The sequence below is a fragment of the Proteus sp. TJ1640 genome, assembly GCF_003144445.1.
In the GTDB taxonomy this organism is placed as follows: domain Bacteria; phylum Pseudomonadota; class Gammaproteobacteria; order Enterobacterales; family Enterobacteriaceae; genus Proteus; species Proteus penneri.
In genome coordinates this window covers 85,867-109,850 of the sequence record NZ_PENY01000010.1, presented here as the reverse complement: position 1 = coordinate 109,850, position 23,984 = coordinate 85,867, and the positions used below count along the sequence as shown (strand labels likewise).

The following is a 23,984-nucleotide window of genomic DNA, read 5'->3' as shown; positions in this document are numbered from 1 at the left end:
AATCGGTATCTTAATTAGAGATACCGGTTTTTTTTAACTGTTTTTTTAGCGTAAATGTTAATTTTTCTTTAAATTTTCGCCAAGGTATTAACAAAATGATTTTTCTTGTTTAGTATACTAAACACTTTGATAGGGGATAAAAAGGATATGTAATGACAACGGCAAGCCAAATAAGTAAAAAACCTGAGGCAATCTCTCGTAATAAGCTTTTATGTATTGCAGGCATGGGATGGACTTTTGATGCAATGGATGTGGGATTACTCGCATTCTTACTCACGGCATTAAAAGAAGATTGGGGATTAACGGCATCACAATTGGGTTGGATTGGTAGTATAAATTCAATTGGAATGGCTGTTGGTGCATTTGTATTTGGCATTATGGCGGATAGAAAAGGGCGAAAACCTGTTTTTATCTTTACTTTGTTGCTGTTTAGCTTGGGATGTGGATTAACAGCATTAGCCAGCTCTTTGATGGTGGTGCTTGTTTTACGCTTTTTTATTGGCATGGGATTAGGTGGGGAATTACCTGTTGCTTCCACACTTGTTAGTGAAAGTGTAGAAACCCATGAACGAGGGCGCATTGTTGTTTTATTAGAGAGTTTTTGGGCTGTCGGTTGGCTAATCGCGGCTTTGATTGCTTATTTTATTATTCCCGATTATGGTTGGCGTATGGCTATGCTATTAAGCGCCTTACCTGCGGTATATGCTCTCTATTTACGTTCAAAATTACCTGAACCTACCTCATCGCATATTTTACAGAGAAAAACACGTTTATCGATTCGTCAATCAATGGCATTAATTTGGTCGCCGCAATATCGTCGCTCAACGTTAATGTTGTGGATCTTATGGTTCTGTGTGGTTTTCTCTTATTACGGCATTTTCTTGTGGTTACCAAGTGTTGCCATGTTAAAAGGCTTTAGTTTAATTAAGAGCTTTCAATATGTACTTATTATGACATTAGCGCAGTTGCCTGGTTATTTTACGGCAGCTTGGTTAATTGAGCGTTATGGGCGAAAATTTGTGTTAGTTACTTATTTAGCGGGAACTGCCATTAGCGCATATTATTTTAGTGTAGCGGATACCACAACAACGCTACTTATTTTTGGCATGTTGCTGTCATTCTTTAATTTGGGGGCTTGGGGGGCTTTATATGCTTATACGCCAGAACAATACCCAGATGGAATTCGAACAACTGGTGCCGGAACAGCAACCGCAATAGGACGTATTGGTGGAATATTAGGGCCTTTAATGGTCGGATACTTAGTCCAATATCAATTTGAAATAAGCTCTATATTCCTTATTTTCAGTTTTTCAATTGTTATTGGAATATTAGCGGTGATGTTATTGGGTAAAGAGACAAAGAATAAGCCGCTTAACTCAATTTAATCACACTTTATGTGACTAAAAATACAGAAATCCTCTTACTTGTAATATGATAGCGATTAAGAATTTTATGAAGAAAGGGGATAAAAGATGTCTCATTATGATGAAGTGGTTAAACAGGTGGATGATGCTATTGCGACAACCAGTATTGAAACCATGAATGAACTTTTAGTGGAATTAGGTAAAGATAAAACGATTGAATTTCCACTACGTTATGAGCAACAAGAGCGTTTACGCACAGCTATTTTCCATCACGGTGAAAAACATCATTAATCGGATTCTTGTTAAGAAATAAGAATTAAAAAAGCGTTTTTACCGGTTTATTAAAACGGTGTAAACGCTTTTTTCTTTTTACTGCATTGTATCATGCGGATCAAAAAGTCTTTTTACCTTCAAGTACCGCAATTCTATTTTCAATGGATGGATGTGTTGAGAAAAATGAGTCTCCTTTATTAAAAATAAAGGCCGCTTTACGATAAGCACGTCCCGTTGAACCATCTTCAAAATTTTCAGCATCATGCTGTGCTGAAATTTTTTTTAATGCGTTGATCATCGCTTGGTTATCTTGGGTTAAATCAACCGCGGTAGCATCTGCCATATATTCGCGAGTACGGGATAAATAGAAATAGAGCACCTGTGTAATGATTGGCAAAACCAAGTTTAATACAATTAAGATTAATCGCGCTTTGCTTGCAGCATCATTACTTTTACCACCACGGTTACCAGAGGCAATATATAAGCGACTACCAAAGATATTTGTTACCGTCAAAATAACGTTAGCTAATATGCCAACATATAACGTCAGTCGTGAATCACCATGAATAATATGCCCTGTTTCATGGGCTAATACAGCTTGTACTTCTTGGCGATTAAGACGATTTAATAAGCCTGTTGTTACACCAATAAAGGCATTTTTCTCAGACCAACCGGCGGCAAAGGCATTCGCTTCTGGTGTATCAAGAAGATAGAGTTTAGGAATGTAGCCAAGAGTTGCACTTAAGCTAAGCTCTTCAACAATATTAAGGAGTTGGCGTTCTTGTGCATTTAATGTTTCATCTGGGCTAATTAATCTTGCATTCATTCCTGTTAGCATAATTTTATGCCCCTTAAAATGAATAAAGATAAGCAATAAAACCGAGATAGCGAGAATAATTAATGTCGCAATGGGAAGAGATTGAAACGTCAGAAATGCCAACATATTATCAGTAATATCTAAATAAGGGTTGGCGCCAATAGCTGTATCCACCAGCAAACCAATCATCAGCATTAAGAGTAAATATGTTGCTATAACAAAACGAGTTCGAATAGCATTTTTTCGTAGAACATTTCTGAAATCCATTGGTGACTCCAAACAGCACGGTTAAGTGCTGTTCTTATCAAACTAGAAGTAATAAATACCTTTTATTACTATAAAATTAATCAAAATTAATGCGGCGCGCTTCTTCCGTTTTAATGGTTCCTTCATCAAGGCGCCAGTACTCTTTATCAATAACTAAGCTTGGGAAAATCTTGACAATAAACACCGCAGGAATAGAAGCAATAAAAGCGCGATATTGTTCTAAAGTACGGTTATAACCGCGTTTTGCAAAAGAGAGTTTATTTTCTGTTGAAACAATCTCTTCTTGTAAATTTGCCATAATAGTGTCGGATTTTAATTCAGGATAATTTTCAACTGCAACATTAATGGCGCCACTTGAGACAATTTTTGATAATTCATCTTCCGCCGCTTTGGCTTCTTTAGTATTTGCGCTCTGAACTTGTGTTCTTAATTCAGTGATTTTAGTAAATACTTCAGACTCATGGCTAAGGTATTTTTTAACGGTGGCTAATAAACTATCAAATACTTTGCCTCGACGATCTAATTGCACTGAAATTTCGGTTTCGCTTGAGATAACCGCTTCTCGCATAGAGATAATACGGTTGTAATAATAAAAAATAAGACCCAATAACGCGATGGTAATAATTAATCCAGTCATGCGAAGCGCTCTCTTATCTAGTCGTAAACAGGGAATTGTGCTCAATCATTAATGTTAATTTTGCCTATTATTGATAAAGATAGCTAGATGATTATTTCATCAAAAATAAAAAGAGTGCTGATAAAGTAAAATCAATAATATTGAGTGAGATAAAAAATACCCCGAATAAATTCGGGGCAAAATTAAAGGTAATGCTAGGGTAAATAAAAAATATCAAGTGAAACATAAGGGATGAATCTGAGTTAACTAATTGTGTTAACGAGACTATTTAACTCAGAGGTAAAATATTTAGAACCAAGGTGCTTGTGCCATTACATTGCCATAGAACAACATTCTTCCTGTGATCTCGCCACTAAAGAGGATCAAAATAGAGATGATAGAGAGCGAAGTTTTGGTAAATGACGTGCTGTGAGACAACGTAGCAATGCAGATACCAATAATCAGGCTCGCAATCACTTGCCACCATAATAATAGGCTTGCAACATCTGCACCGGGCACTTGTGTTCTCATAACCAAACCAACGAGAACTAAGAATGCACCAACTAAAGTTCCTACTTTTAATAAGTTACTAATGATTTTACCTTGTAAACGTAACCAAGGGATCATCGAGCCAAAACCAAGCAATAACGCTGTGCCAATAAAGCTAATTTGTGTTGCTGGTGTATGCCAAAGAGGATGAGCCTGCATTTGGTAATAGATTTGTGCTGTAATCAAAATAACAGGCAAACCAATAACGCCACAAAACAGCCCAAACAGACTATTACGGCGAATAGCATGAGGTTGTACCCAACTGGCAAGCGCCCATAATGAAATTAAACCATTTAGCATTACAAAGGCAATTGCTTCGCGACTTAACCAAGAATGCGCAATACCTAATACAGAACGATAAGCACCGAGCGGATCACCTAAGTGTCCCATCGACATTGATGAACCCACAACTTCGATAAGCCAAATTAGTGCAATGGTTGTTCGTAATGTTTTGGTACTTAACATTGCAGCGTTTTGAGTTTGGTTTTGCCATTGATACAGTGAAAGTGCTAATACCGCACCAATGCCCCATTGACTCATCACTGTAAACAGGACTAACGGCAGTTGATAATCATGCATGATTAATCCTCCATACCAATAATGACAATATTAGGATGACTGATGGTGTGATCAGGAACCCCATAGCGTTTTTCTAATAAAGCCCAATTTGTCGTGTGTTTTTTACGGAGATCTTCAATTTCACCAAACTCAATAGCGCCAGTAGGGCAAGATTCAACACAACGGGGTTTTAGGCCTTCATCAAGTCTATCCGCACACATATTGCATTTACTGGTTTTTCCTTCTACTGGATCGTAAACCGGAGCGTTATAAGGGCACGCCATGATGCACATTTGACAACCGATACATTTGTCATGATCTTGCACAACAATGCCGTCTTCACGTTTAGTATAAGTGTCAGCAGGGCAAACTTTTAGACACTGTGGATCGTCACAATGGTTACAAGACATGGTAATAAAAGCTTGTGCATTGGGTTGGTCTTCGTTGAATTCACGAACTCGACGCCACAATACACCTGAAGGCGTGGCGTTTTCGGATTTACAGGCCATCGAGCAGGTGCGGCAACCATAGCAATCTTTGGTATTTATTAAAAAACCATACTGTTTCTTCGCCATGATCATGCCTCCCGTCTTACGTTAACTAAGGTGCTATTACAGCAATGACCGTTACCTAAAGGTTCAACGTGATCATTGGTAACATGACTACTGCTTCCGCCTTGTTGTTCCCACCATCCATTATCTAATGAAACGACTCCTTGCTTAATATGCGTGGTCACAACGGCAATCGCACGGTGCTCTCCTCGATCATTAAATGCAATAGCCCATTCACCGTCTTTAATTCCTCTGGCTAAGGCATCATTAGGATGGATAAGGATATTAGGTTGATTACGCTGTACTTCTAAGATCCACTCATTCATACCATGGCTAGAGTGAACACTACGAGCGAGTTTGCGTTGCACTGCCATTAATGGGTATTTTTTAGCAAGTTCAGGTGAGCCTTTTGTCGATTCTTTTACGGGATAATAGGTGACAACAGGAGAGAAGTTTTTATTCTGCCACTCTTCAATAAAGAAGTGTGCTTTTTTTGTTGAAGTACGGAAAATGCCATCTTTAAAGGGGATCCAGTCGCCTTCAACTGGACGTACTGGGCCCTTTTCTAACATGTCACGCGTAATGCCGGAGCCTTTAAGACAAGCATCAATATAGTGTTCAATTGGTTGGTTAAACACGTCACCAAAACCAAAACGTTCAGCAAGACGAGCAAAGATCCAATAATCAGGTTTTGCTTCTCCTGGTGGTTCAACCGCTTTTTCCATTAATTGTACATATTGACTACGAACCCCTGCCATTAAACTGGTATCTTCAAAAATAGTGGTAACAGGGAGTACAAGATCGGCATAAAGTGCTGTGGATGACATCAAGTTATCAGCGACAACGACGAAAGGCACTTTTTTCAGTGCATTACGCACCATATTCGTATTAGGAAGTTGTGTCATCACGCCCATTGTCATGATCCACCAAAAGTTAATTGGGTGTGGTCTTTCATTGACAATCCAATCACCCACTTTTGCAACGGGGATAGGTTTGATGGGTTTTGCATTAGGTGCTGGTGGAATAATCGGGCTAAATTTTGCCATTTGACGAGCGCCACCCGCATCACAAATTCCAGCGCCTTTTTTACCGATATTGCCAGTTAATAATGCAAGATAAAATTGGCTAGCAGCAACATAAGCACCAAATTCAGTGCGTTGAGCGCCTGACATATTTTGTACAATCATCGCCGGTTTGGTGGTGGCATAATCACGCGCTAAACGGATAATAGTTTCTTTTGGGATATCCGTTTCTTGGCTGGTTTTTTCGACAGTCCAAGGTTGTGCTTGTTGGTAAATTTGCTCAAAGACAGTCACAATTTGCTCAAAGACAGTCACATAATCAGCATTAGCAGGTAGTTCATCATGAGTTAACGCAGGAACAATGTTGGGTGTCTCATGGTGAACAAGCTGCTGGCTTAACGTATCAAAAACGAGATAACTATCTTTATCATCATCAGATTGACGTAATAGTTTTTGTTGTGGGTTAACAAGGTAAACGGCACCAGTATGCGCACGCAAAAAAGGCTTATCAGTGAGATTTTCTTCAATGATAATTTTGATCATACCTAACGCAAGTGCCGTATCAGTTCCGGGAACGATAGGGATCCACTCATCGGCTTTAGCTGCAGTTTCATTAAAGCGAGGATCAATAACCACCATTCTGGCGCCATTTCTGCGAGCTTGGTTGTAGTTTTTAAAATACGCTTGCATAGTAACTGCGGGGTTATTTCCCCAGCAAAGAATATAGCGACTATCCTTTACTGTATCGCGAGTATCTGCATAACGTAGACCCACCATTGGGATCATTGCCGCGGTTACCGCAGAGCAACAAAGAGAGCCAGCTTGTTTTGTTGAACCGCCTAAGTAATCGAAAAAGGCTTTACCCATATCATTTTTAATTGAGTCCATATTGCCCGCATGAGTGGAAATAAATAATCCCTCATTACCAAACTTATCAATGGTTTCTCTAATATTCTTTTCAATGAGATCTAACGCTTCATCCCAACTAATAGGTTTGAACTCCGCTTTTCCTTTTTCACCCACACGCAATAAAGGTGTGGTTAAACGATCTTTATGGTATACCCACTTAGTTCGACTCATACCTCGTAAACAGCATTTCACATTAAAGCCTTCAGTGGCTTCAATTTTGATAAGTTGCCCCTTATGTGTAAAAGCTGTTAGGTTACAGTGCAAACATTCCATCGCACAGGTTGAACGAAAGGTTTTATATTCGGATAATTTTATCCGTGGTTTTTGGTTAAATATGGGTTTATTTTCATTAACTAGACTGAACGCGTTAGGAGAAAGGGCTGCTACGCCAATGGCACCCATTCCTTTTAACAACGTTCTTCTATTTAATTCCCACTTTTGATTTTTAGACATAGACATTCTCACGCACAAGAAAAGTTAACTATATATAAACTCAATTCATATATAGTTAACATTGAGGTAGATCATCTAAAAATAGACAAAGAAAATAATCGACAGAAAATGGCTAAAAAGTCATATTAAAAATGAGGTTTTAGTGAAATAAACTAGTAAAAATGACAAAAAAAGAATAATGGGATATCGTCATAAAATAAAGTAAATAACGGATAGGTGTGGGAAAAATAAATGCAGAATTCTCAAGGAGTTAACTCGGTTGATATCGCTATTACCATTCTTGAATTTATTGCTTCGAATGGAGGTATTGCCCGATCGTCAGATATTGCAAAAGCCTGTTCGCTTTCAAAAAGTCGCTTACATAAGTATTTAGTCTCACTTTGTCGCTCAGAAATGTTGTATCAAGAGAGTGGCGGAAGTCAGTATTGCTTGGGGAGTAAAATTCTTTTATTAGCTCAGGCGACACCAAAACCGCAATCCATTATAGATGAAATTAATCAATTATTATGTGAGTTTAGAGATGAACATAATATGTCCACAGGATTGGTGATTGCACAAGGTAACCAGCTTTTTTTAACACGATATAATCGTAGTTTTAAACATGTGGATATCGATTTTTTACCAGATACGCCGGTTCCTCATAAAGTCAGTGCCGCGGGGGCTGTTTTTGCCACCTTTAGTGATTTACTGATTGAAGCAGAGTTATCACAAAAGCAGCGAAATGCTATTCGCCAACAAGGTTTTGCTATTCGTCATGAGCCAGCAGAAGGCATTCCTGGCGCACAATCTATTTCATGCCCTGTACTGAATAAAAAAGGGGAAATGGTGGCGGCTGCATTGACGATGGGATTTATTGAACCTGAAAGGCAAATGGAGTTAGGTGATGCATTAAAAGCAAAAATGGCGCATTTCTGCCGTTAATTTGCTAAAAAACTTATTTAGGCACTTTGGCATTCAATGCCAAGTGCCTAAAATCGAGTGTTGATTAATCGAATAGTCCTTTTGCTAGAATGTCACCTTCTTGAGATATACCGGGTAACACGAAGTAATAACCACCACCGAAAGGTTTGATATAGCGCTCTAATGGTTCACCGTCTAAGCGTTTTTGGGTATCAATAAAGCCTTTTTTAAGGTTATTTTGAAATGAGATAAAAATAAGTCCCATATCTAGTTGGCCTGAAGGTGTTAAACCTAATGAATAGCTGTAACTGCGTCGGCGTAGTTTTGCACTGTAACGCTCTGGATTTCTTGGTTCGGCTCTTCGCATATGAGAATCAAACAGCACTCGGTCGCCATGGGGATCTTTTTCAAACTGTGGATCGTACATCTCTTGCTTCATACCTATTGGGGCACCCGTTGATCGATGACGACCAAAGTTATTCTCTTGATCTTCAAGCGGTGTTCTATCCCAAAATTCCAATGCAAACCGAATAAGACGCACTGCTTGATAGCTTCCGCCTAAACACCATTGGGGCTCTTTTTGTTCTTCCGTGATCCAGACTAGCGAGTCCATCAGGCTATTATCAGATGAAGGTGCGTTGCCTGAACCATCTTTAAAACCAAAAAGGTTAATCGGTGTTTGGTGATTATCAATATCGCGAGCAGGAAGAAAGCCATCAATTTTCCATACCGCATAAACTTGACCAGAAAGATATTTTAAAATATCTCTTAACGCATAAATGACGCTTTCTTGGCTATTAGCACAAAACTGGAGTAGAACATCGCCACCACACCATTTTGGATCTAATCGGTCATTAGGAAAGGGTTTCATAGGCTCTAAGCGTTTGGGTTTTTTAGGCTGGAAACCAAAACGATTATCAAAAAAGCTATCACCTAACGCGACAGTGACGGTTAATTCATCGGGGTATAATTGTGTTCCTAAAATACCTGATTCAGCAGGAGGAAGATGTGGGTTTGCTCTCTGCTCTAGTTCACGAGGTTGTGTTAAAAACGCAATTCGTTGTGTCAGAGTTGCGAATATTTTTTTCACTTCATCAACAGTAGTGACTGTTAGATTAAGAGCAATAAATGAGGCGTGTTTTTGTTCTTGAGTAATAACTCCTGCTTGGTGTTTACCTAAATAAGCAATCGCACGTTGATAACGGGGCACAGATGAAGCACATTGTTTTTGTTGTGCATTAACCCCTATACTGGCGAGTAATAAGCTCCCACCTAACCACTTTAACGTTGTACGTTTATCGAGGTTCACAGGACTTTTTAATAATGGTTTAAAGAGAGTTTTATTTTTCATCACTTGCTTCTTTATAGTGATAGTAAACATCAATATCGAGGGTGGCACGTAAGTTTGCCACTTGCTCTGCTAATTGTGTTACTTGAGAGAAAAGCCAGCTTTTTTCTGTTTCAGGAACGGCACTTAAAGGTTGGAATAAACCTTCATCACGCTGATATTTTAAAAGCAGAGCACCAATATCGTCATATTGTTTGATAAGCCGTTGATATTCAGTAGGGGGAATATGATTAGATAAGATCGCTACGATTAAGCGTGATCCAGATAAATTGGCATAAGCATCACCCAGATCGCTGTTTGAATATTGATTTTCAATACCCGCAAGTTTGTCAATTAAAATCAATTCTAAGCTATCACCCGCCGATTGGACTAATTTGGGAATGGGGATATCTTCAATAGCTAAACGTTTTTTTAGATCACTAATACCTCTTAATAGCACTTTTGCGGACTCTGTCGCTTTTTGCGTATCTTTTAATTTAAAGAGTTGATATTCAACTAAATGAAACCCTGAAAAACGAGGTGAGTTTTCTCTTTCAAGAAAGAAATCAGCTCGGTTATTTAATAAACGTTCGCTTGATCCAAAAAGCGCAATAATAGGGCGAATAACTTCATAGTGATAATGTGCTTGTTGATAAGCATTTTGAGCATTCATAAGCTGATTTTTTTCACTATATTCGATTAATTTATCGAGTGATTTTTCAACTAGCGTTAATTGCTCAACGGCCTTTTCTCGGTACTTTAAAATATCAGTTTTAAATTTTTCAGGGGTAGGAATATCCCCTTTGGCAATAACGATAGTCTCGCTATCTTGAATAATACCTTGAATAATTTTCTCGGCATAAACGGGAAAAGAAAATAACAAGATAAATAGAGAAGCTATGATATTTTTACTTTTCGATTTTGCATTATTTAGCATGGCGAGCACCTCGCTTAAATAACAGTGCAACAACCACCCAAAACACAATAAATGTCACCACGCTTAAACCTATGGGTTGAGAGCGATAAGCAAAAAACGAGACCAAAAAATTACCAAAGACACTGGAATCATCCAGAATATGGCTAATATCCCAAAGTGGGTAAATAAAGAAATCAGGTAATTCGAAATCTATTTCAATGAGTAAATTTACAATTTCTTCTACGGCTTTTAAGAGCAAAGAAACGGCAAGGAATAGCAGTAAAAATCCTGTTACGGTAAAGAAATAGCGCCATGAAATAACTTTTGATGTCAGTAAAAATAGCCATAGAGTGAATGCTGCGACAAGTAAACCAATAAAGACTTCGATAAAGAAAGGCAGTGCTGTTTGTGTATTGAGAGCCATAATATGGCTAGAGAGGAAGACAACAACTTCACTGCCTTCTCTGGCAATTGCAATAGCAATAATCAGTAAAATACCCCATGCACTTTGTTGCTGTGTTTTTTGGGTGAGTTCATTTTCTATATTTGCTTTTAATGATTTTCCTTGCCCATTCATCCAATAAACCATCTGTACAATAAGTACACAAGCGATGATCTCCATTGCGATCATAAATAGAGATTGCCATATATCTTCGAGTGAGCTAAATACGCCATATATACTTAGCGCTAGAATAATGGCAAGAAATAACCCAAATACCACGCCACCCCATAAATATTTCATACCTTGTTGTGGTGCAGGTGAACGTTTTATCCACGCATAAATAATGCCTACTACTAATAGCGCTTCAAAACTTTCTCGCCAAACAACAAACAGAACTTGTCCCATATTTACTCTGCCTTTTCAGTTGCAACAATTTCACCTTGAGGATGAGAAAGGTGAAAATCATCAAAGAAGGTGTAACGACCCGGTTTTAGCGGTGCGATGACAACGACAGAATTTGCGCCTGGTGCTAATACTTTTTCTTTACGCAACTGTGTACTTTCAAATTCAACAGGGCTGGTGCCTGTATTACGAATTTTTATTCTAATGGGGGTTTTAGCGGGTACTTCGAGCACTTGAGGAATAAGTTCACCATCTTTCATTTCTAATTCAACGGTGTATTTCTCTGCTGCCAAAACAGAGGATGTCACCATTAACAGTAGCAATAATGTGTATCTAGAGAGAATTTTGATCATCAGCGTTTCACTTAAAAAAAGAGAAAAAGGATAAATCCAAATGGTTGGATTTATCCGTTATCAAGCTAATTAGTAACTACCTTTACGGCCAGTACCGCTATAGGTGAAATCCCATGACACTTCAAAGGGTTCAAACCAAGGTGCAACACCCGTTTCTTTATCGATATGGCGACCAAAAACGATATCTTTGTTGTATGAAGGTGGGTAAATCTTATAGGTCACATTATATTGACCATTTCCATCCAGCTTCAGGTTTTCACCATAGTGAGGACCATCGTTGGCAACCATCGCCATAAATGTACCTTGCTGTTTTTTCGCAGGTGCATCGGATTTTGTTACGGTGTATTCAATGGTGAGGTACGGGATCCAATCGCCTTCAGCAAATCCATTCGGATTATCTTCTGTGGCATGAATATCGGCTTCTAAATGGATATCTGCCTTATCAGCAGCCAAGTGATTCATCGCATGATGGCCTTCTTCAACATCCATGGTGATAGGTTGGAGATAAACTCCTTGAATTTCCATACCATTTTTAATAATAGGATGACCAACTGGATATTCAACAGCTAAAGCGGACGCAGAAAGAAATGAGAAAGCAGTGAGAGAGAGTGCATAGCGATATTTCATGTTTAACCTCTATTATTGAATGATAATTGTTATTATTCTTGTTAAGGTTAGCATGATTTGTATTAGAAATAGGAGATAATTTATACGAAAAATATCGCTTAAGTTGGTCGGAAAGTGAGTAAAAATAGTGATAACATTTTCTTTTATAAAAGAAAAAAATTTGTTGTTTTGAAGGAAATATATAAATGGAATTAATCGCTTCAGATGATAATATCCCATAAAATCATTCAATTAAGAATGATATATGGAAATCCTATTTACCTTAATGAAATGATAAGACAGAAGATTTCCATACTAAGAATATTAAATTTGACTTTGAGCACTCCAAAACTGTTTGGACTGTGTCAGTGCCACAGCAGAAACTTGCTCTTCATTTGGCGGTAGGAAAAATGCAGGCGTGACTTTTAGCTCTTGTGCAATATGAAAGAGCATATCAACATCAATTTTACATAGCCCATTCTCATAACGTGAAAATTGTTGTTGGCTAATACCAACTCGTTCAGCGACAACCTTTGCTGATAAGCGAAGTTGCTGGCGTTGCTTACGAATTTTATGCCCAATAATTTGAGAAATGGGATAAATCTTTGACATTAGTGACCTCATTCTTCCTATCAACCACCAATAATATTCAATAATTCGAATATCAAGTTTCTGGGATGGATCTTCAAAGTAAACAAGCACTCCGGCTTGAATGAGTAAAATCCATTCTATAGTGTTATCGGTTAATGGGATGAATTATTTATACCCGTCAGGCTATAAGATGATATTAATTTTTATTAAACTATTTTGATATCCTTCCTTTTTCTAGCAGGATAATCGAGAAAATTTTGATAAACAGTGCTATATATTGCCTAAACGCCATTTTATTTATTATTTGTGCTCGCATTTATGATTAATAAAGAGTAAATAATGAGACTATAACAAAAAAGACAAAACCCTCTTTGACTGTGTTTATACTCGAAAATACCTTTTATGTATTTTTATAATGGGTTATTTTTGAGTTTTTTTTTATATCAGTAAGATTTCTTTTCTTAAACTCGTGTTAAATTTAAACGACTCTCTTCACTTTACTGACTTTTATAAAATTACATTCACATCTAATAGGCTACGGCGTTAAGATTGTTAACTATAATACTTAGGCAAGATTATAAGTGTTGCAGGGTAATTATTTATTTATCGTCAAGGTCGAGATTATGAATGTAAAAGATGTCATTCGTCATGAACCATTTGGAACATTACTAGGTTATGCGCCCGGTGGTGTCGCGATTTACTCTTCAGATTACAGCAGTATTGATAAAGAAGACTATGCTGCTAATGATTCATTCCGTAGTTATATTGGTAATGAATATATGGGGCACAAGTGGCAGTGTGTTGAGTTTGCTCGTCGTTTTCTTTATCTGCATTACGGTGCTGTATTTACTGATGTGGGAATGGCTTATGAGATCTTCTCATTGCGTTTTTTACGTAAAACCATAGACGATGATATATTACCATTACAAGCCTTTGAAAATGGTAGCAAACAACCTCCAGCTGTGGGCGCTTTGCTAATTTGGCACGAAGGTGGTGAGTTTAAAATAACAGGGCATGTTGCTGTTATTACTGAAGTGCTTGAAGATAAAGTTCGTATTGCGGAACAAAATGTTATCCACACTAAATTACCTATGGGGCAACAGTGGACTAGGGAATTACCGCTTAAAGTGACGGATAATGGCTACTTTATTCAAGATACCTTTGATAATACAACTCTATTAGGTTGGATGATCCAAACAGAGCCTAATGTTTATAGCCTTCCTCAACCTAAAATCATGCCTGAGCTGTTAAATATTCATGCTGCAAAGCTTGATAATAAAGGCCAATTCGATGGGAAGTGGCTAGATGAAAGCTCACCTCTGGAAAAAGCCTATGTTCTAGCTCAGCACGGTCATATTATCAATCAAGATAGCTATGAATATTTCACCATTTCAGAAAGTGCAGAGCAGGAGCTTATTCGCGCAAGTAATGAAATGCATTTGATGTATTTGCATGCAACTGAAAAAGTGTTGAAAGACGATAAGTTACTGCGTTTATTCGATATCCCTGAAGTGCTGTGGCCTCGTATTCGTTTGTCATGGCAAAACAGGCGCCATCAAATGATCACGGGACGATTAGATTTTTGTATGGATGAGCGAGGAGTCAAAGTTTATGAATATAATGCAGACTCAGCCTCTTGTCATACTGAAGCGGGCTTAATCATTGAGAAATGGGCGCAGAAAGGTGGAATTAAAGAGGGCTTTAACCCTGGAGAACGCTTACTTGATGCATTAGCGGATGCTTGGAAACACTGTGATGCAAAACCTTTTGTGCATATTCTTCAAGATGATGATAGTGAAGAAGATTATCACGCTCTCTTTATGCAACAATCACTGACTCAAGCGGGTTATCACAGTAAAATTCTACGTGGATTGGATGAGCTTCATTGGAATAGCCGTGGTCAATTGATTGATGCAGATAAGCGCATTGTTGAATGTGTATGGAAAACATGGGCTTGGGAAACGGCATTAGACCAACTAAGAGAAGAGAGTGAGCAACAAGCGCTGATCCCTATTCGTACAGGGCACCCTGAAGGTGAAGTTCGCTTGGTTGATGTACTTTTACGTCCTGAAATTACCGTTTTTGAGCCTCTTTGGACACTTATTCCAAGTAATAAAGCAATTTTACCTATCTTATGGCAATTGTTCCCTGATAACCGTTATTTATTAGATACTGATTTCACCGTAACACCTCGTCTTGCACAAAGTGGTTATGCAGTTAAACCGATAGCGGGTCGTTGTGGTAGTAACATTGGTTTAGTCGATCATAAAGAAAATGTGTTAGATGAAACTCATGGTCATTTTGATCACCAAGAAAATATTTACCAAGAATTATGGTGTTTACCAAAAGTAGCAAATCGTTATATCCAAGTTTGTACTTTCACCGTGGGTGGGCATTATGGCGGTTGTTGTTTACGTTCAGATCCAACGCTAGTGATTAAAAAAGAGAGTGATATTGAACCTTTAATTGTGATTGAAGATAAACACTTTTTAGCTAAATAAGATCATAGACGTTTAGAATTAAGAAATAATAAGCCCGCCTAATTGGCGGGTTTATTTTAAGAATAACTAGTACTCTTGGTGGGAAATAAAATGACACAAAAATTCAAACAGTTAGTGAGTTATTAGCATCGCTTTCAACGTTTGAATTTGATGAGTGGATTTATACGGAAATTGCAATAAGTTGTTGTGTTGTGAATATCATTTCTTTCATCGGATTTTCCTTGAAAAAATTACATATTTTCCTTGATTTGCTTTTTTAGCCACTGAATGAAAAGCTGTACTTTAGCATTATTCTTTTCATTTCGAGTGACAAGGTAATAACGCTGAGCACAAAAAAGCTCACTATTATCAAAAGGGATAATTAATTCTTTATTAGCCAGTTGTTTTTGCACTAAACGCTTTCTTCCCATTGCCACTCCTGAGTGGTTAACCGCAGCAATAACAGCAAGATCAGAGCGGTCAAAACAGATATTGCTACGATTAGGAAAAAGTGAAAGCCCCATATATTCACCCCAAGCTCGCCATTCATCGAAATCAGAATTATTGCTCCAAGCTTGCCTATCATGTAGCAAAGTACAATTAGAAAGATGATGAATATTGCCAATAAGCTCATGTTTTTTCGCATATTTAGGACTACATACAGGAATAATAGATTCTGAGATTAAATCTTCACAATAAAGGTTTTGCAGTTGCTTATCATCAAAATAGATTGCGAGATCAATACCATAACCTCGAAAGTTAATATCATCATTTCCTGTAAACAGGTTTAATTCAATAGATGGATAACGCTCAGTAAAATCTGAAATACGAGGAACTAGCCAACATTGGGCAATAGAAGGTCGAGAATAAACAGTGAGAACGCCTGAAACTTCTTGGTTATGAATATCTAAAATTTCTTGGTTAATATCTTCTAGCGTTTTTTTAAGTGCCCAATAAATTCGTTCACCTTCTTCTGTTAACTCTATTCGGCGATGAAAGCGGTTAAACAGCTTAATGCCCAGCTCTTCTTCTAATGTATTAATACGGTGGCTAATGGCGCTGGGAGTTAATGACAGTTCTTCTGCCGCTAAAGCGAATGAAAGGTGGCGACCTGTTGCTTCAAAAGTGTGAAGTCTTGCTAATTGATAACTGGATAATCGTTTATTTCTTAAAATCACGCTAGAAGATTCAAACATTCTTTTATTCTCGTTTTGTTATTAATAGTAACGCAAGTTAATAATCAAGCTAATGTTAAGATGAAAGGCCATGCTACTACTTATCAAAATGTAATTATTTGTGCTTTATATCACTTATTTGAATTAACTGAGTTCATCTTAGTGTGATTTTTCATCATTTGTAAGTGCTTAATGATTAATATTCAATATGAATAACAATAAATAAAATATTTGGGATGGATGTATGGACTCAACGTTATGGGTGCTGGGTACCCTTATAATTAGTATTTTGCTCATTGTTTTTACTATAATAAAATTTAAGTTTCATCCGTTTTTAGCCTTACTATTGGCAAGCTTCTTCGTGGGTACAGCAATGAAGATGAATCCTTTAGAAATGGTAAATGCGATTGAAAACGGCATTGGCGGTACGTTAGGATTTTTAGCAGCAATTATCGGTTTAGGAACCATTCTTGGTAAGATGATGGAAATATCAGGTGCCGCAGAACGCATCGGTATTACATTACAAAAATGTCGTTGGTTATCTCCAGACGTTATTATGGTATTAGTTGGTCTTATTTGTGGTATTACACTCTTTGTTGAAGTGGGTGTGGTATTACTTATTCCTCTTGCTTTCTCAATTGCGAAAAAAACAAATACTTCATTATTAAAATTAGCTATTCCATTATGTACAGCATTAATGGCTGTTCACTGTATTGTTCCTCCTCACCCTGCTGCACTATTCGTGACTAATGAATTAGGGGCAGATATGGGAACCGTTATTGTTGCGGGTCTTGCTGTTGGTTTAGTCGCATCTTTAGTGGGCGGGCCTTTATTCTTAAAAATGTTAGGCGAGCGCTTACCATTTAAAACTGTACCTGAAGAATTTTCTGACATGGAAATTCGTGAAGAAAAAGATTTACCTTCGCTCGGTGCCACTCTCTTTACCGTATTATTGCCAATTTTTCTGATGCTGATAAAAACAGCTGCAGAATTAAATATGACTAAAGGCACATCGGTTTATACCGCATTACAGTTTATTGGTAATCCAATTACTGCAATGTTTATTGCTGCCTTTGTTGCTTATTATGTATTAGGTATTCGCCGTAATATGGGCATGAATACTTTATTGAAGAAAACAGAAGATAGCTTTAGCTCTATTGCCAACATTTTATTAATTATTGGTGCGGGTGGCGCTTTTAATGGCATTTTAAAAGGCAGTGGTTTAAGTGAATCTTTAGCGTTAATTCTTTCTAATTTAGATATGCATCCTATTTTATTGGCTTGGTTAGTTGCCATTATCCTTCATGCTGCAGTAGGTTCTGCAACGGTTGCAATGATGGGGGCTACTGCAATTGTTGCGCCATTAATGCCTTTATACCCAGACATTAGCCCTGAAATTATTACATTAGCAATTGGTTCAGGTGCTATTGGTTGTACCATCGTCACAGACTCACTGTTTTGGTTAGTGAAACAGTATTGTAATGCAACTTTAAGTGAAACTTTTCGTTTTTACAGTGTCGCGACCTTTATTGCCTCCTTTGTCGCATTAGGCGGTACATTTATGCTTTCTTTTGTCATATAAAAGAGAACGACTATGAGCCATATAGATATAAATAAATTAATCAGTCATTTTCCACTAGTGCGTGACTTAGTGGACTTAAAAGAAGTGGTTTGGTTTAACCCAAACGTGACCACCACTGACCAGGGACTTCCATATGTTGGTTTAACGCAAGATGATGTAATTGATGCACAAGCACGGTTACAACGTTTTGCACCTTATTTAGCTAAAGCATTTCCAGAAACGGCTGTGACTCAAGGGATTATCGAATCTGAGGTGATTGATATTCCTAAGATGAAAGTTGCTCTTGAAAAGCGCTATAACACATCCATTAGCGGTCAATTGCGTTTGAAAAAGGATAGCCATCTCCCCATTTCAGGTTCAATTAAAGCGCGTGGTGGGATTTATGAAGTATTAACGCACGCTGAGAAATTGGCAATCAACGCGGGATTACTGAGTACAGATGATAATTATGAAAAATTATTCTCTGATAAATTCCGTGAATTCTTTAGCCAATATAGTATCGCGGTAGGCTCAACAGGCAACTTAGGTATGTCTATTGGGATCATGAGTGCGAAATTAGGCTTTAGTGTGAGTGTTCATATGTCTGCTGATGCACGTCAGTGGAAGAAAGATAAATTACGTTCTCATGGCGTTAATGTTGTTGAATATGAACAAGATTACAGCATTGCGGTAGAAGAAGGTCGTAAAGAAGCTGAGAAAGATCCTAACTGTTTCTTTATTGATGATGAAAACTCAAAAACATTGTTTTTGGGTTATGCGGTAGCGGGATTACGTTTAAAACGTCAATTTGAAGAACAAGGTGTTCGTGTTGATAGTGAACATCCTCTGTTTGTTTATTTACCTTGTGGTGTTGGTGGTGGCCCTGGTGGTGTTGCTTTCGGGCTAAAACTGGCATTTGGTGATGCAGTGCACTGTTTATTTGCTGAGCCAACACATTCACCTTGTATGTTATTGGGCGTTTATACCCAATTACATGAAGGGATCTCTGTACAAGAGATTGGTATCGATAACGTCACTGCCGCTGATGGTCTGGCTGTTGGCCGCGCATCAGGCTTTGTTGGTCGAGCAATGGAGCGCTTAATTGATGGTTATTACACTATTGATGATCAAGCGCTTTATGACTTACTTAGTTTATTAAATAAAGAAGAAGGAATTAAGTTAGAACCTTCGGCTTTAGCAGGAATGGTGGGAGCTGTACATGTCACTCAAGCTAAAGATTATCTGCAAGGTTTATCACTAGACAGCCAAAAAATGCAAAATGCCACGCATTTAGTATGGGCGACTGGTGGGGGTATGGTTCCTGAGGATGAAATGCAAAAATATCTCGCTCAAGGAAAATAGAGTGTAGAGCGGGGGGGTTAGTTTTTTTGATCGCTTATTAAATTAAAAAATAAAGGGAGTCGTGCCAGTATTTTGAATTGTTATCTAAAACAATAATAGCGTAGCAATGTGTTACACCAAGTGTTACATCAAACATTCACACCAGGATGTCACACCAGGGGAAAATGTCGTAGTATTATTATAAAAAAGAGGCACCCATTGGGTGCCTCGCTTACTATTCCTGTAAAATATCACTATCTGCAATAGCGTTATTCTAAAATAAACATGCCATAAGGATGAATTTGCAGATAATAGCTATCACCGACATTTGGTTGAAGCTGTGTGGCATTGACTTGTAATAGCAAAGTCTGATTTTGCCATTCCACGGTTACCTCATACTGAGGACCCATATAAGCGACATGGACGATTTTGCATTGCTGACAGGCATCGCCTTGTTGAGATAAGGTGATAGCTTCTGGTCTAACTCCAACTCTAACGTCTGTTTTAGTGGTGTTAAATGTATCTGGCTTTGGTAGACGATATTGGAAAATATCAACATAATCAGGGCCTAATGTAGCTGGGAATAAGTTTGCATCTCCCATAAAGCTGGCCATAAATTCAGAAGCTGGTTGGCGATAAAGCGTTTGCGGTGAACCTAATTGCATTATCTTGCCTTTATTCATCACCAATACCATATCAGAAACCGCAAATGCTTCACTTTGGTCATGGGTTACGTAAAGAGAAGTGATATTAAACTGTTGTTGTAATTCACGAATTTTTTCTCTCATGCTACGACGTAAGTTAGCATCAAGGTTACTGAGTGGCTCATCAAAAAGCAGTACTTTAGGTTTTAAAATTAAGGCGCGAGCTAAGGCAACCCGTTGCTGTTGTCCCCCTGATATTTGGTCAACAAAACGATCTTCAAAGCCCGCTAAGTCCACCAGCTCTAAAGCTTCAGAAACACGTTGTTTGATTTCTGCTTTAGGACGCCCAAGCATTTTTAAGCCATAGCCAATGTTTTCCCCTAATGACATATGAGGGAAAAGGGCATAAGACTGAAATACCATACAGATATCACGTTGTTGAATTGAGCGTTCAGTGACATCTTCACCATCAATAAAGATCTTACCTTCTGTTGGTTTTTCTAACCCAGCAACTAAACGTAAAACGGTTGTTTTACCGCAACCTGAAGGGCCTAATAATGAAACCATTTTGCCTTGTGGAATAGATAAACTGAGATCTTCAATAACCGTGTTAGTGCCAAAACGCTTAATGACATTTTTCAGTTCAACGAAATGTTGTTGTGTCATGATTTATACTCCGTATTACTGTGCATTTTTGGCTTTAGAGCGTGAAACACGGGCTTCGCCAATCAAATAGTCAAATAAGAAAATAATTGCCAACATGACGACGATTAAAATCGAGCCATAGGCAATTGCGACACCGTATTCACCATCTTCAACACGGTTTAAAATATAAGCAGTTGCAACACGTGTATCAGGTGTAACAAGAAAGACGATGGCGCTGACTGTGGTAATCGCACGCACAAAGCTATAAATCAGCGCAGATAAAATAGCAGGGCGTAATAACGGTAATAGCACATAGAAAATCGTTCTCATTGAATTTGCTCTTAAGCTTAGAGAAGCTTCATCAAGCGATTTATCAATTTGCCCTAATCCCGCAATACCCGCACGTATTCCCACAGGCACGTTACGCATAGTCATTGAGATAATGACAATTGCCGCCGTTCCCGTTAAATAGAAAGGTGAGTCGTTAAACGCAAGAATATAAGAGACACCGGCAACAGTTCCCGGGACAGCAAAACAGAGCATTGTTGTGAACTCAATACTTTTCTTACCTTTAAAGTCTTGGCGCACGACGATATAGGCGATTAATAATCCAAGAATGGCAGTAATCGGTGCTGCAATACCTGCATATAACAAGGTATCTAATAACGACGGCCATGCACCGTCACTCATTCCTTGACCAAATAACTTGATAAAGTTATCCAGTGTTAAGGTGTAATCCACTCCCCAGTTAACGGTGAAGCTACCGTAGAAAATACTGCCATATAACAAGATATTAAAGACAACCCAAATACCAAGAACAGTTGTTACAAATGCAATCAATGACGATGGCAAAGGTTGAACATCACCACGATAGGATTTCCCTGATACGGTGACGTAAGAGCGTTTACCAATCCACATATACTGCACACAGAACACTAATAGTGAGAAAACTAACAGTGATGCACCTAATGTACTGGCTGATTGATAATCCAATTGAGAGCCAGTGATATAGAAGTAAATTTGTGTGGCGATAACGTCAAAGTTACCCCCTAAAACCAATGGGTTACTAAAGTCAGCAAGAGATTGCACAATCACAATTAAAAATGCATTGGCTAATGCAGGCTTAAGTAATGGCATAAAGACGTTAAAGAAGGTTTGATAACGGTTAGCTCTTAAGGTGTAAGACGCTTCTTCTAATGAAGGGTGAATGGTTTTAATGGCACCGTCTAAAATCATAAATGACATAGGCGTAAAGGCGAGCACTTGCGCTAACCAAATTCCAGTAAAGCCATATAACCAGTTGGTATTTTCAAGCCCTGCATAAGTGGCAAGAAACTCTGTCACATAACCAGAGCGCCCCATCATAAGTGTGACGCCTAAACCAACAACAAAAGGAGGCGTTACAATAGGTAAGATAGAAAATACGCGACCAATAATGGCCGAGCGCACCGCAATACGAGAGGTATAAATTGCTAGAATTAAACCAAAGAAAGTACAACCTATTCCCACAGCAATAGAAAGCGCAATAGAGTTGAGCATCACTTGCACAATATGAGCTTGGCTTAAAATAGCGATAAACTCAAAAGGTGCAAAATTGCCTGCGCTATCTTTAAACATCGGAATAAAAATAGCGATACTAGGAAAGATAATAAATGCGCCAATCAGTGCAACAACGGCTATCAAAGAGCCAATAACAAAGCTATCACCACCAAGCCATTCCAAGCGTGTTAAGGCGGTTTTCATGATCATTCCCAGAGCAATAAAGAGGATGATCGCAGAGTAACCTAAACCTCGTCCTTCAAGCGTTGCACTAACTATCGTAATAACTGCACAAAGTAAGGCAAAACTTGCATCAAAATAGTGGCGAGAACGATTTGCACGCTTAGGTTCGTTGAATGAACGAAAGAGCAGTAAACTTGGTAATAAAAACCAGAGCCAACTGATATTGACGCTACTCCAACCGTAAGAAGTGAGTAATTCATCTGCTGTTGAATCTAAAAGACCGTAATCAAGGCTCCATGATGGCAATAAAGCAAATGCCATCCATGCAATTAGGATCCATAAAAATATGGGATCCCGCCTCTTTTTTTCAGGTAAAGCGAGTGTGTGAGACATAAATCCCCCGAAAATAAATGTATTTATTATTATGTGAAAAGAGAGCGAGAGATTATCTCGCTCTGTTAATGATCTATTTACCCATTTTTACTTCGGTTACCCACTTATTAATCAACTCTTTACGCACATCACTATCGCCATATTTATCCATGTCGTAGTTAATGAGTTTTAAGTCAGATAATTTCAGTGCCATTGGTGAAGACTCTGCTGAGGTATTTGTTAGGATTTGGTAAGATTTACCTTCTTTCCAGCTAATTTCTTGCGCTTCTTTTGAGAGTGTCCAATCTACGAATAATTTTGCGTTATCCATATTACGGGCATTTTTAATGATACTGACACCACCGATTTCATAGCCTGTACCTTCACAAGGTGAAATCAATTCAAGCGGTGCACCATTTTCAACTTCTAATGAGTAATCATGTAAGAAACCAATACCAATGGCTGCTTCACCACGAGCGGCGTTTCGCGCTGGGGCAATACCTGATTTGGTGTATTGAGAGATGTTAGTATTGATTTTCTTCAGATAATCAAAGGCTTGTTCAGTACCCCATAACTGGTCAAAGGTTGCCAGTGCGGTATAAGCAGTTCCTGAACTTTGTGGGTCGGCGATTTGAATTTCACCTTTATATTCAGGTTTGATTAAATCTTTCCAACAAGTTGGAATAGCAATCCCTTTTTCTTTTAAGCGATCTTTATTGACGCCAAAGCCTAAGATACCGACATAGACCGCAGAAGAGTAGTTACCTTTACGTTTAGCGGGATCACGGAATTGTGGCATGATTTGATCGAGATTAGGAGAAACATAAGGTTCTAGTAGATCCATTTCACCTGCTTGTGAGTGGGGATCCATTGTACCACCATACCAAACATCAGCTTGTGGATTGCGTTTTTCAGCTTCGATTTTGGCTAAAGTGCTTCCTGAACCATTACGAACGAAGGTGGTTTTAACATCATACTTTTCGGCAAAGGCTTTTGTTTCAGCTTCACACATTGCATTTGTCGCACTACAGTAAACCACTAAGCGACCAGCCGCATTTGTTGATAAGCTAACAGCAGACAGAGCTAGACCAGCAGCAACAAGTGTAGAGAGGGTTTTCAATTTCATGT

21 protein-coding genes are annotated in these 23,984 nt (G+C 38.3%); 6 read left to right on the top strand and 15 right to left on the bottom strand.

The window, feature by feature from the left end:
• Positions 1-152 precede the first annotated feature (152 nt).
• Together DK861_RS03490 and DK861_RS03485 are read left to right on the top strand one after the other, a co-directional pair.
• A complete protein-coding gene (locus tag DK861_RS03490) occupies positions 153-1,385 on the top strand; it encodes an MFS transporter (RefSeq protein WP_072063625.1) in 1,233 nt (410 codons plus the stop codon).
• A gap of 87 nt (positions 1,386-1,472) precedes the next feature.
• The gene (locus DK861_RS03485) at positions 1,473-1,655 is read left to right on the top strand and encodes a DUF2526 family protein (protein WP_006534992.1); all 183 of its coding nucleotides are present in this window, start codon (positions 1,473-1,475) and stop codon (positions 1,653-1,655) included.
• A gap of 100 nt (positions 1,656-1,755) precedes the next feature.
• On the opposite strand, the gene htpX is transcribed toward DK861_RS03485, so the two are convergent.
• From htpX to DK861_RS03460, 5 genes are all read right to left on the bottom strand, one after another.
• The gene (gene htpX, locus DK861_RS03480; RefSeq protein ID WP_109399262.1) at positions 1,756-2,721 is read right to left on the bottom strand and encodes a zinc metalloprotease HtpX; all 966 of its coding nucleotides are present in this window, start codon (positions 2,719-2,721) and stop codon (positions 1,756-1,758) included.
• 76 nt (positions 2,722-2,797) lie between these two features.
• Positions 2,798-3,358 carry a LemA family protein gene (locus tag DK861_RS03475; RefSeq protein ID WP_109399261.1) on the bottom strand — a complete coding sequence of 187 codons (561 nt, stop codon included), beginning with the start codon at positions 3,356-3,358 and terminating at the stop codon, positions 2,798-2,800.
• Positions 3,359-3,646: 288 nt separating this feature from the next.
• On the bottom strand, positions 3,647-4,465 hold the full coding sequence (locus DK861_RS03470; protein WP_109399260.1) for a DmsC/YnfH family molybdoenzyme membrane anchor subunit: 819 nt from the start codon (positions 4,463-4,465) through the stop codon (positions 3,647-3,649).
• Between the two features lie 2 nt (positions 4,466-4,467).
• On the bottom strand, positions 4,468-5,019 hold the full coding sequence (locus DK861_RS03465) for a 4Fe-4S dicluster domain-containing protein (RefSeq protein WP_109399259.1): 552 nt from the start codon (positions 5,017-5,019) through the stop codon (positions 4,468-4,470).
• Between the two features lie 2 nt (positions 5,020-5,021).
• Positions 5,022-7,379: a molybdopterin-dependent oxidoreductase gene (locus DK861_RS03460; RefSeq protein WP_109399258.1), complete on the bottom strand. Its 2,358-nt coding sequence runs from the start codon at positions 7,377-7,379 to the stop codon at positions 5,022-5,024.
• Positions 7,380-7,610: 231 nt separating this feature from the next.
• Here DK861_RS03460 and DK861_RS03455 point away from each other — a divergent pair, with 231 nt between their 5' ends.
• Positions 7,611-8,300 (top strand): helix-turn-helix domain-containing protein, encoded by a 690-nt coding sequence (locus DK861_RS03455; RefSeq protein WP_109399257.1) that lies wholly within the window; start codon positions 7,611-7,613, stop codon positions 8,298-8,300.
• A gap of 64 nt (positions 8,301-8,364) precedes the next feature.
• Here DK861_RS03455 and efeB read toward each other — a convergent pair whose 3' ends face one another.
• The 6 genes from efeB to DK861_RS03425 form a co-directional block, all read right to left on the bottom strand.
• On the bottom strand, positions 8,365-9,630 hold the full coding sequence (efeB, locus tag DK861_RS03450) for an iron uptake transporter deferrochelatase/peroxidase subunit (protein ID WP_204101242.1): 1,266 nt from the start codon (positions 9,628-9,630) through the stop codon (positions 8,365-8,367).
• Complete coding sequence (locus DK861_RS03445) at positions 9,620-10,543, bottom strand: EfeM/EfeO family lipoprotein (RefSeq protein ID WP_109399255.1); 924 nt, start codon at positions 10,541-10,543, stop codon at positions 9,620-9,622. The genes efeB and DK861_RS03445 overlap by 11 nt, the downstream gene beginning before the upstream one ends.
• A complete protein-coding gene (locus DK861_RS03440) occupies positions 10,533-11,369 on the bottom strand; it encodes an FTR1 family protein (RefSeq protein ID WP_109399254.1) in 837 nt (278 codons plus the stop codon). Before DK861_RS03440 ends, DK861_RS03445 begins: the two co-directional genes overlap by 11 nt.
• A 2-nt stretch (positions 11,370-11,371) precedes the next feature.
• Positions 11,372-11,719, bottom strand: coding sequence for a cupredoxin domain-containing protein (locus tag DK861_RS03435; RefSeq protein ID WP_072063614.1), 348 nt, complete (start codon positions 11,717-11,719; stop codon positions 11,372-11,374).
• Between the two features lie 69 nt (positions 11,720-11,788).
• Positions 11,789-12,346: an iron transporter gene (locus DK861_RS03430; protein ID WP_006534977.1), complete on the bottom strand. Its 558-nt coding sequence runs from the start codon at positions 12,344-12,346 to the stop codon at positions 11,789-11,791.
• Between the two features lie 303 nt (positions 12,347-12,649).
• Entirely contained in the window at positions 12,650-12,937 is a 288-nt protein-coding gene (locus DK861_RS03425) for a helix-turn-helix transcriptional regulator (RefSeq protein ID WP_072063612.1), read from the bottom strand.
• A 602-nt stretch (positions 12,938-13,539) separates the two neighbouring features.
• On the opposite strand from DK861_RS03425, the gene gss reads away from it, so the two are divergent.
• Positions 13,540-15,417, top strand: a complete 1,878-nt coding sequence (gene gss / locus DK861_RS03420; protein ID WP_109399253.1) for a bifunctional glutathionylspermidine amidase/synthase — start codon at positions 13,540-13,542, stop codon at positions 15,415-15,417.
• Positions 15,418-15,647: 230 nt separating this feature from the next.
• On the opposite strand, the gene dsdC is transcribed toward gss, so the two are convergent.
• On the bottom strand, positions 15,648-16,592 hold the full coding sequence (gene dsdC, locus DK861_RS03415) for a DNA-binding transcriptional regulator DsdC (protein WP_109399252.1): 945 nt from the start codon (positions 16,590-16,592) through the stop codon (positions 15,648-15,650).
• A 223-nt stretch (positions 16,593-16,815) separates the two neighbouring features.
• Between dsdC and dsdX the strand changes: the two genes are divergently transcribed.
• A complete protein-coding gene (gene dsdX / locus DK861_RS03410) occupies positions 16,816-18,153 on the top strand; it encodes a D-serine transporter DsdX (protein WP_072063609.1) in 1,338 nt (445 codons plus the stop codon).
• A 12-nt stretch (positions 18,154-18,165) separates the two neighbouring features.
• Positions 18,166-19,494 carry a D-serine ammonia-lyase gene (locus tag DK861_RS03405; RefSeq protein ID WP_109399251.1) on the top strand — a complete coding sequence of 443 codons (1,329 nt, stop codon included), beginning with the start codon at positions 18,166-18,168 and terminating at the stop codon, positions 19,492-19,494.
• 248 nt (positions 19,495-19,742) lie between these two features.
• Here the strand turns inward: DK861_RS03405 and fbpC are convergent, their stop codons facing one another.
• From fbpC to DK861_RS03390, 3 genes are all read right to left on the bottom strand, one after another.
• Positions 19,743-20,783 (bottom strand): ferric ABC transporter ATP-binding protein, encoded by a 1,041-nt coding sequence (gene fbpC, locus DK861_RS03400; protein WP_109399250.1) that lies wholly within the window; start codon positions 20,781-20,783, stop codon positions 19,743-19,745.
• Between the two features lie 15 nt (positions 20,784-20,798).
• On the bottom strand, positions 20,799-22,877 hold the full coding sequence (locus tag DK861_RS03395) for an iron ABC transporter permease (RefSeq protein ID WP_109399249.1): 2,079 nt from the start codon (positions 22,875-22,877) through the stop codon (positions 20,799-20,801).
• A gap of 73 nt (positions 22,878-22,950) precedes the next feature.
• The gene (locus DK861_RS03390; RefSeq protein ID WP_006534965.1) at positions 22,951-23,982 is read right to left on the bottom strand and encodes an ABC transporter substrate-binding protein; all 1,032 of its coding nucleotides are present in this window, start codon (positions 23,980-23,982) and stop codon (positions 22,951-22,953) included.
• Positions 23,983-23,984: the final 2 nt, after the last annotated feature.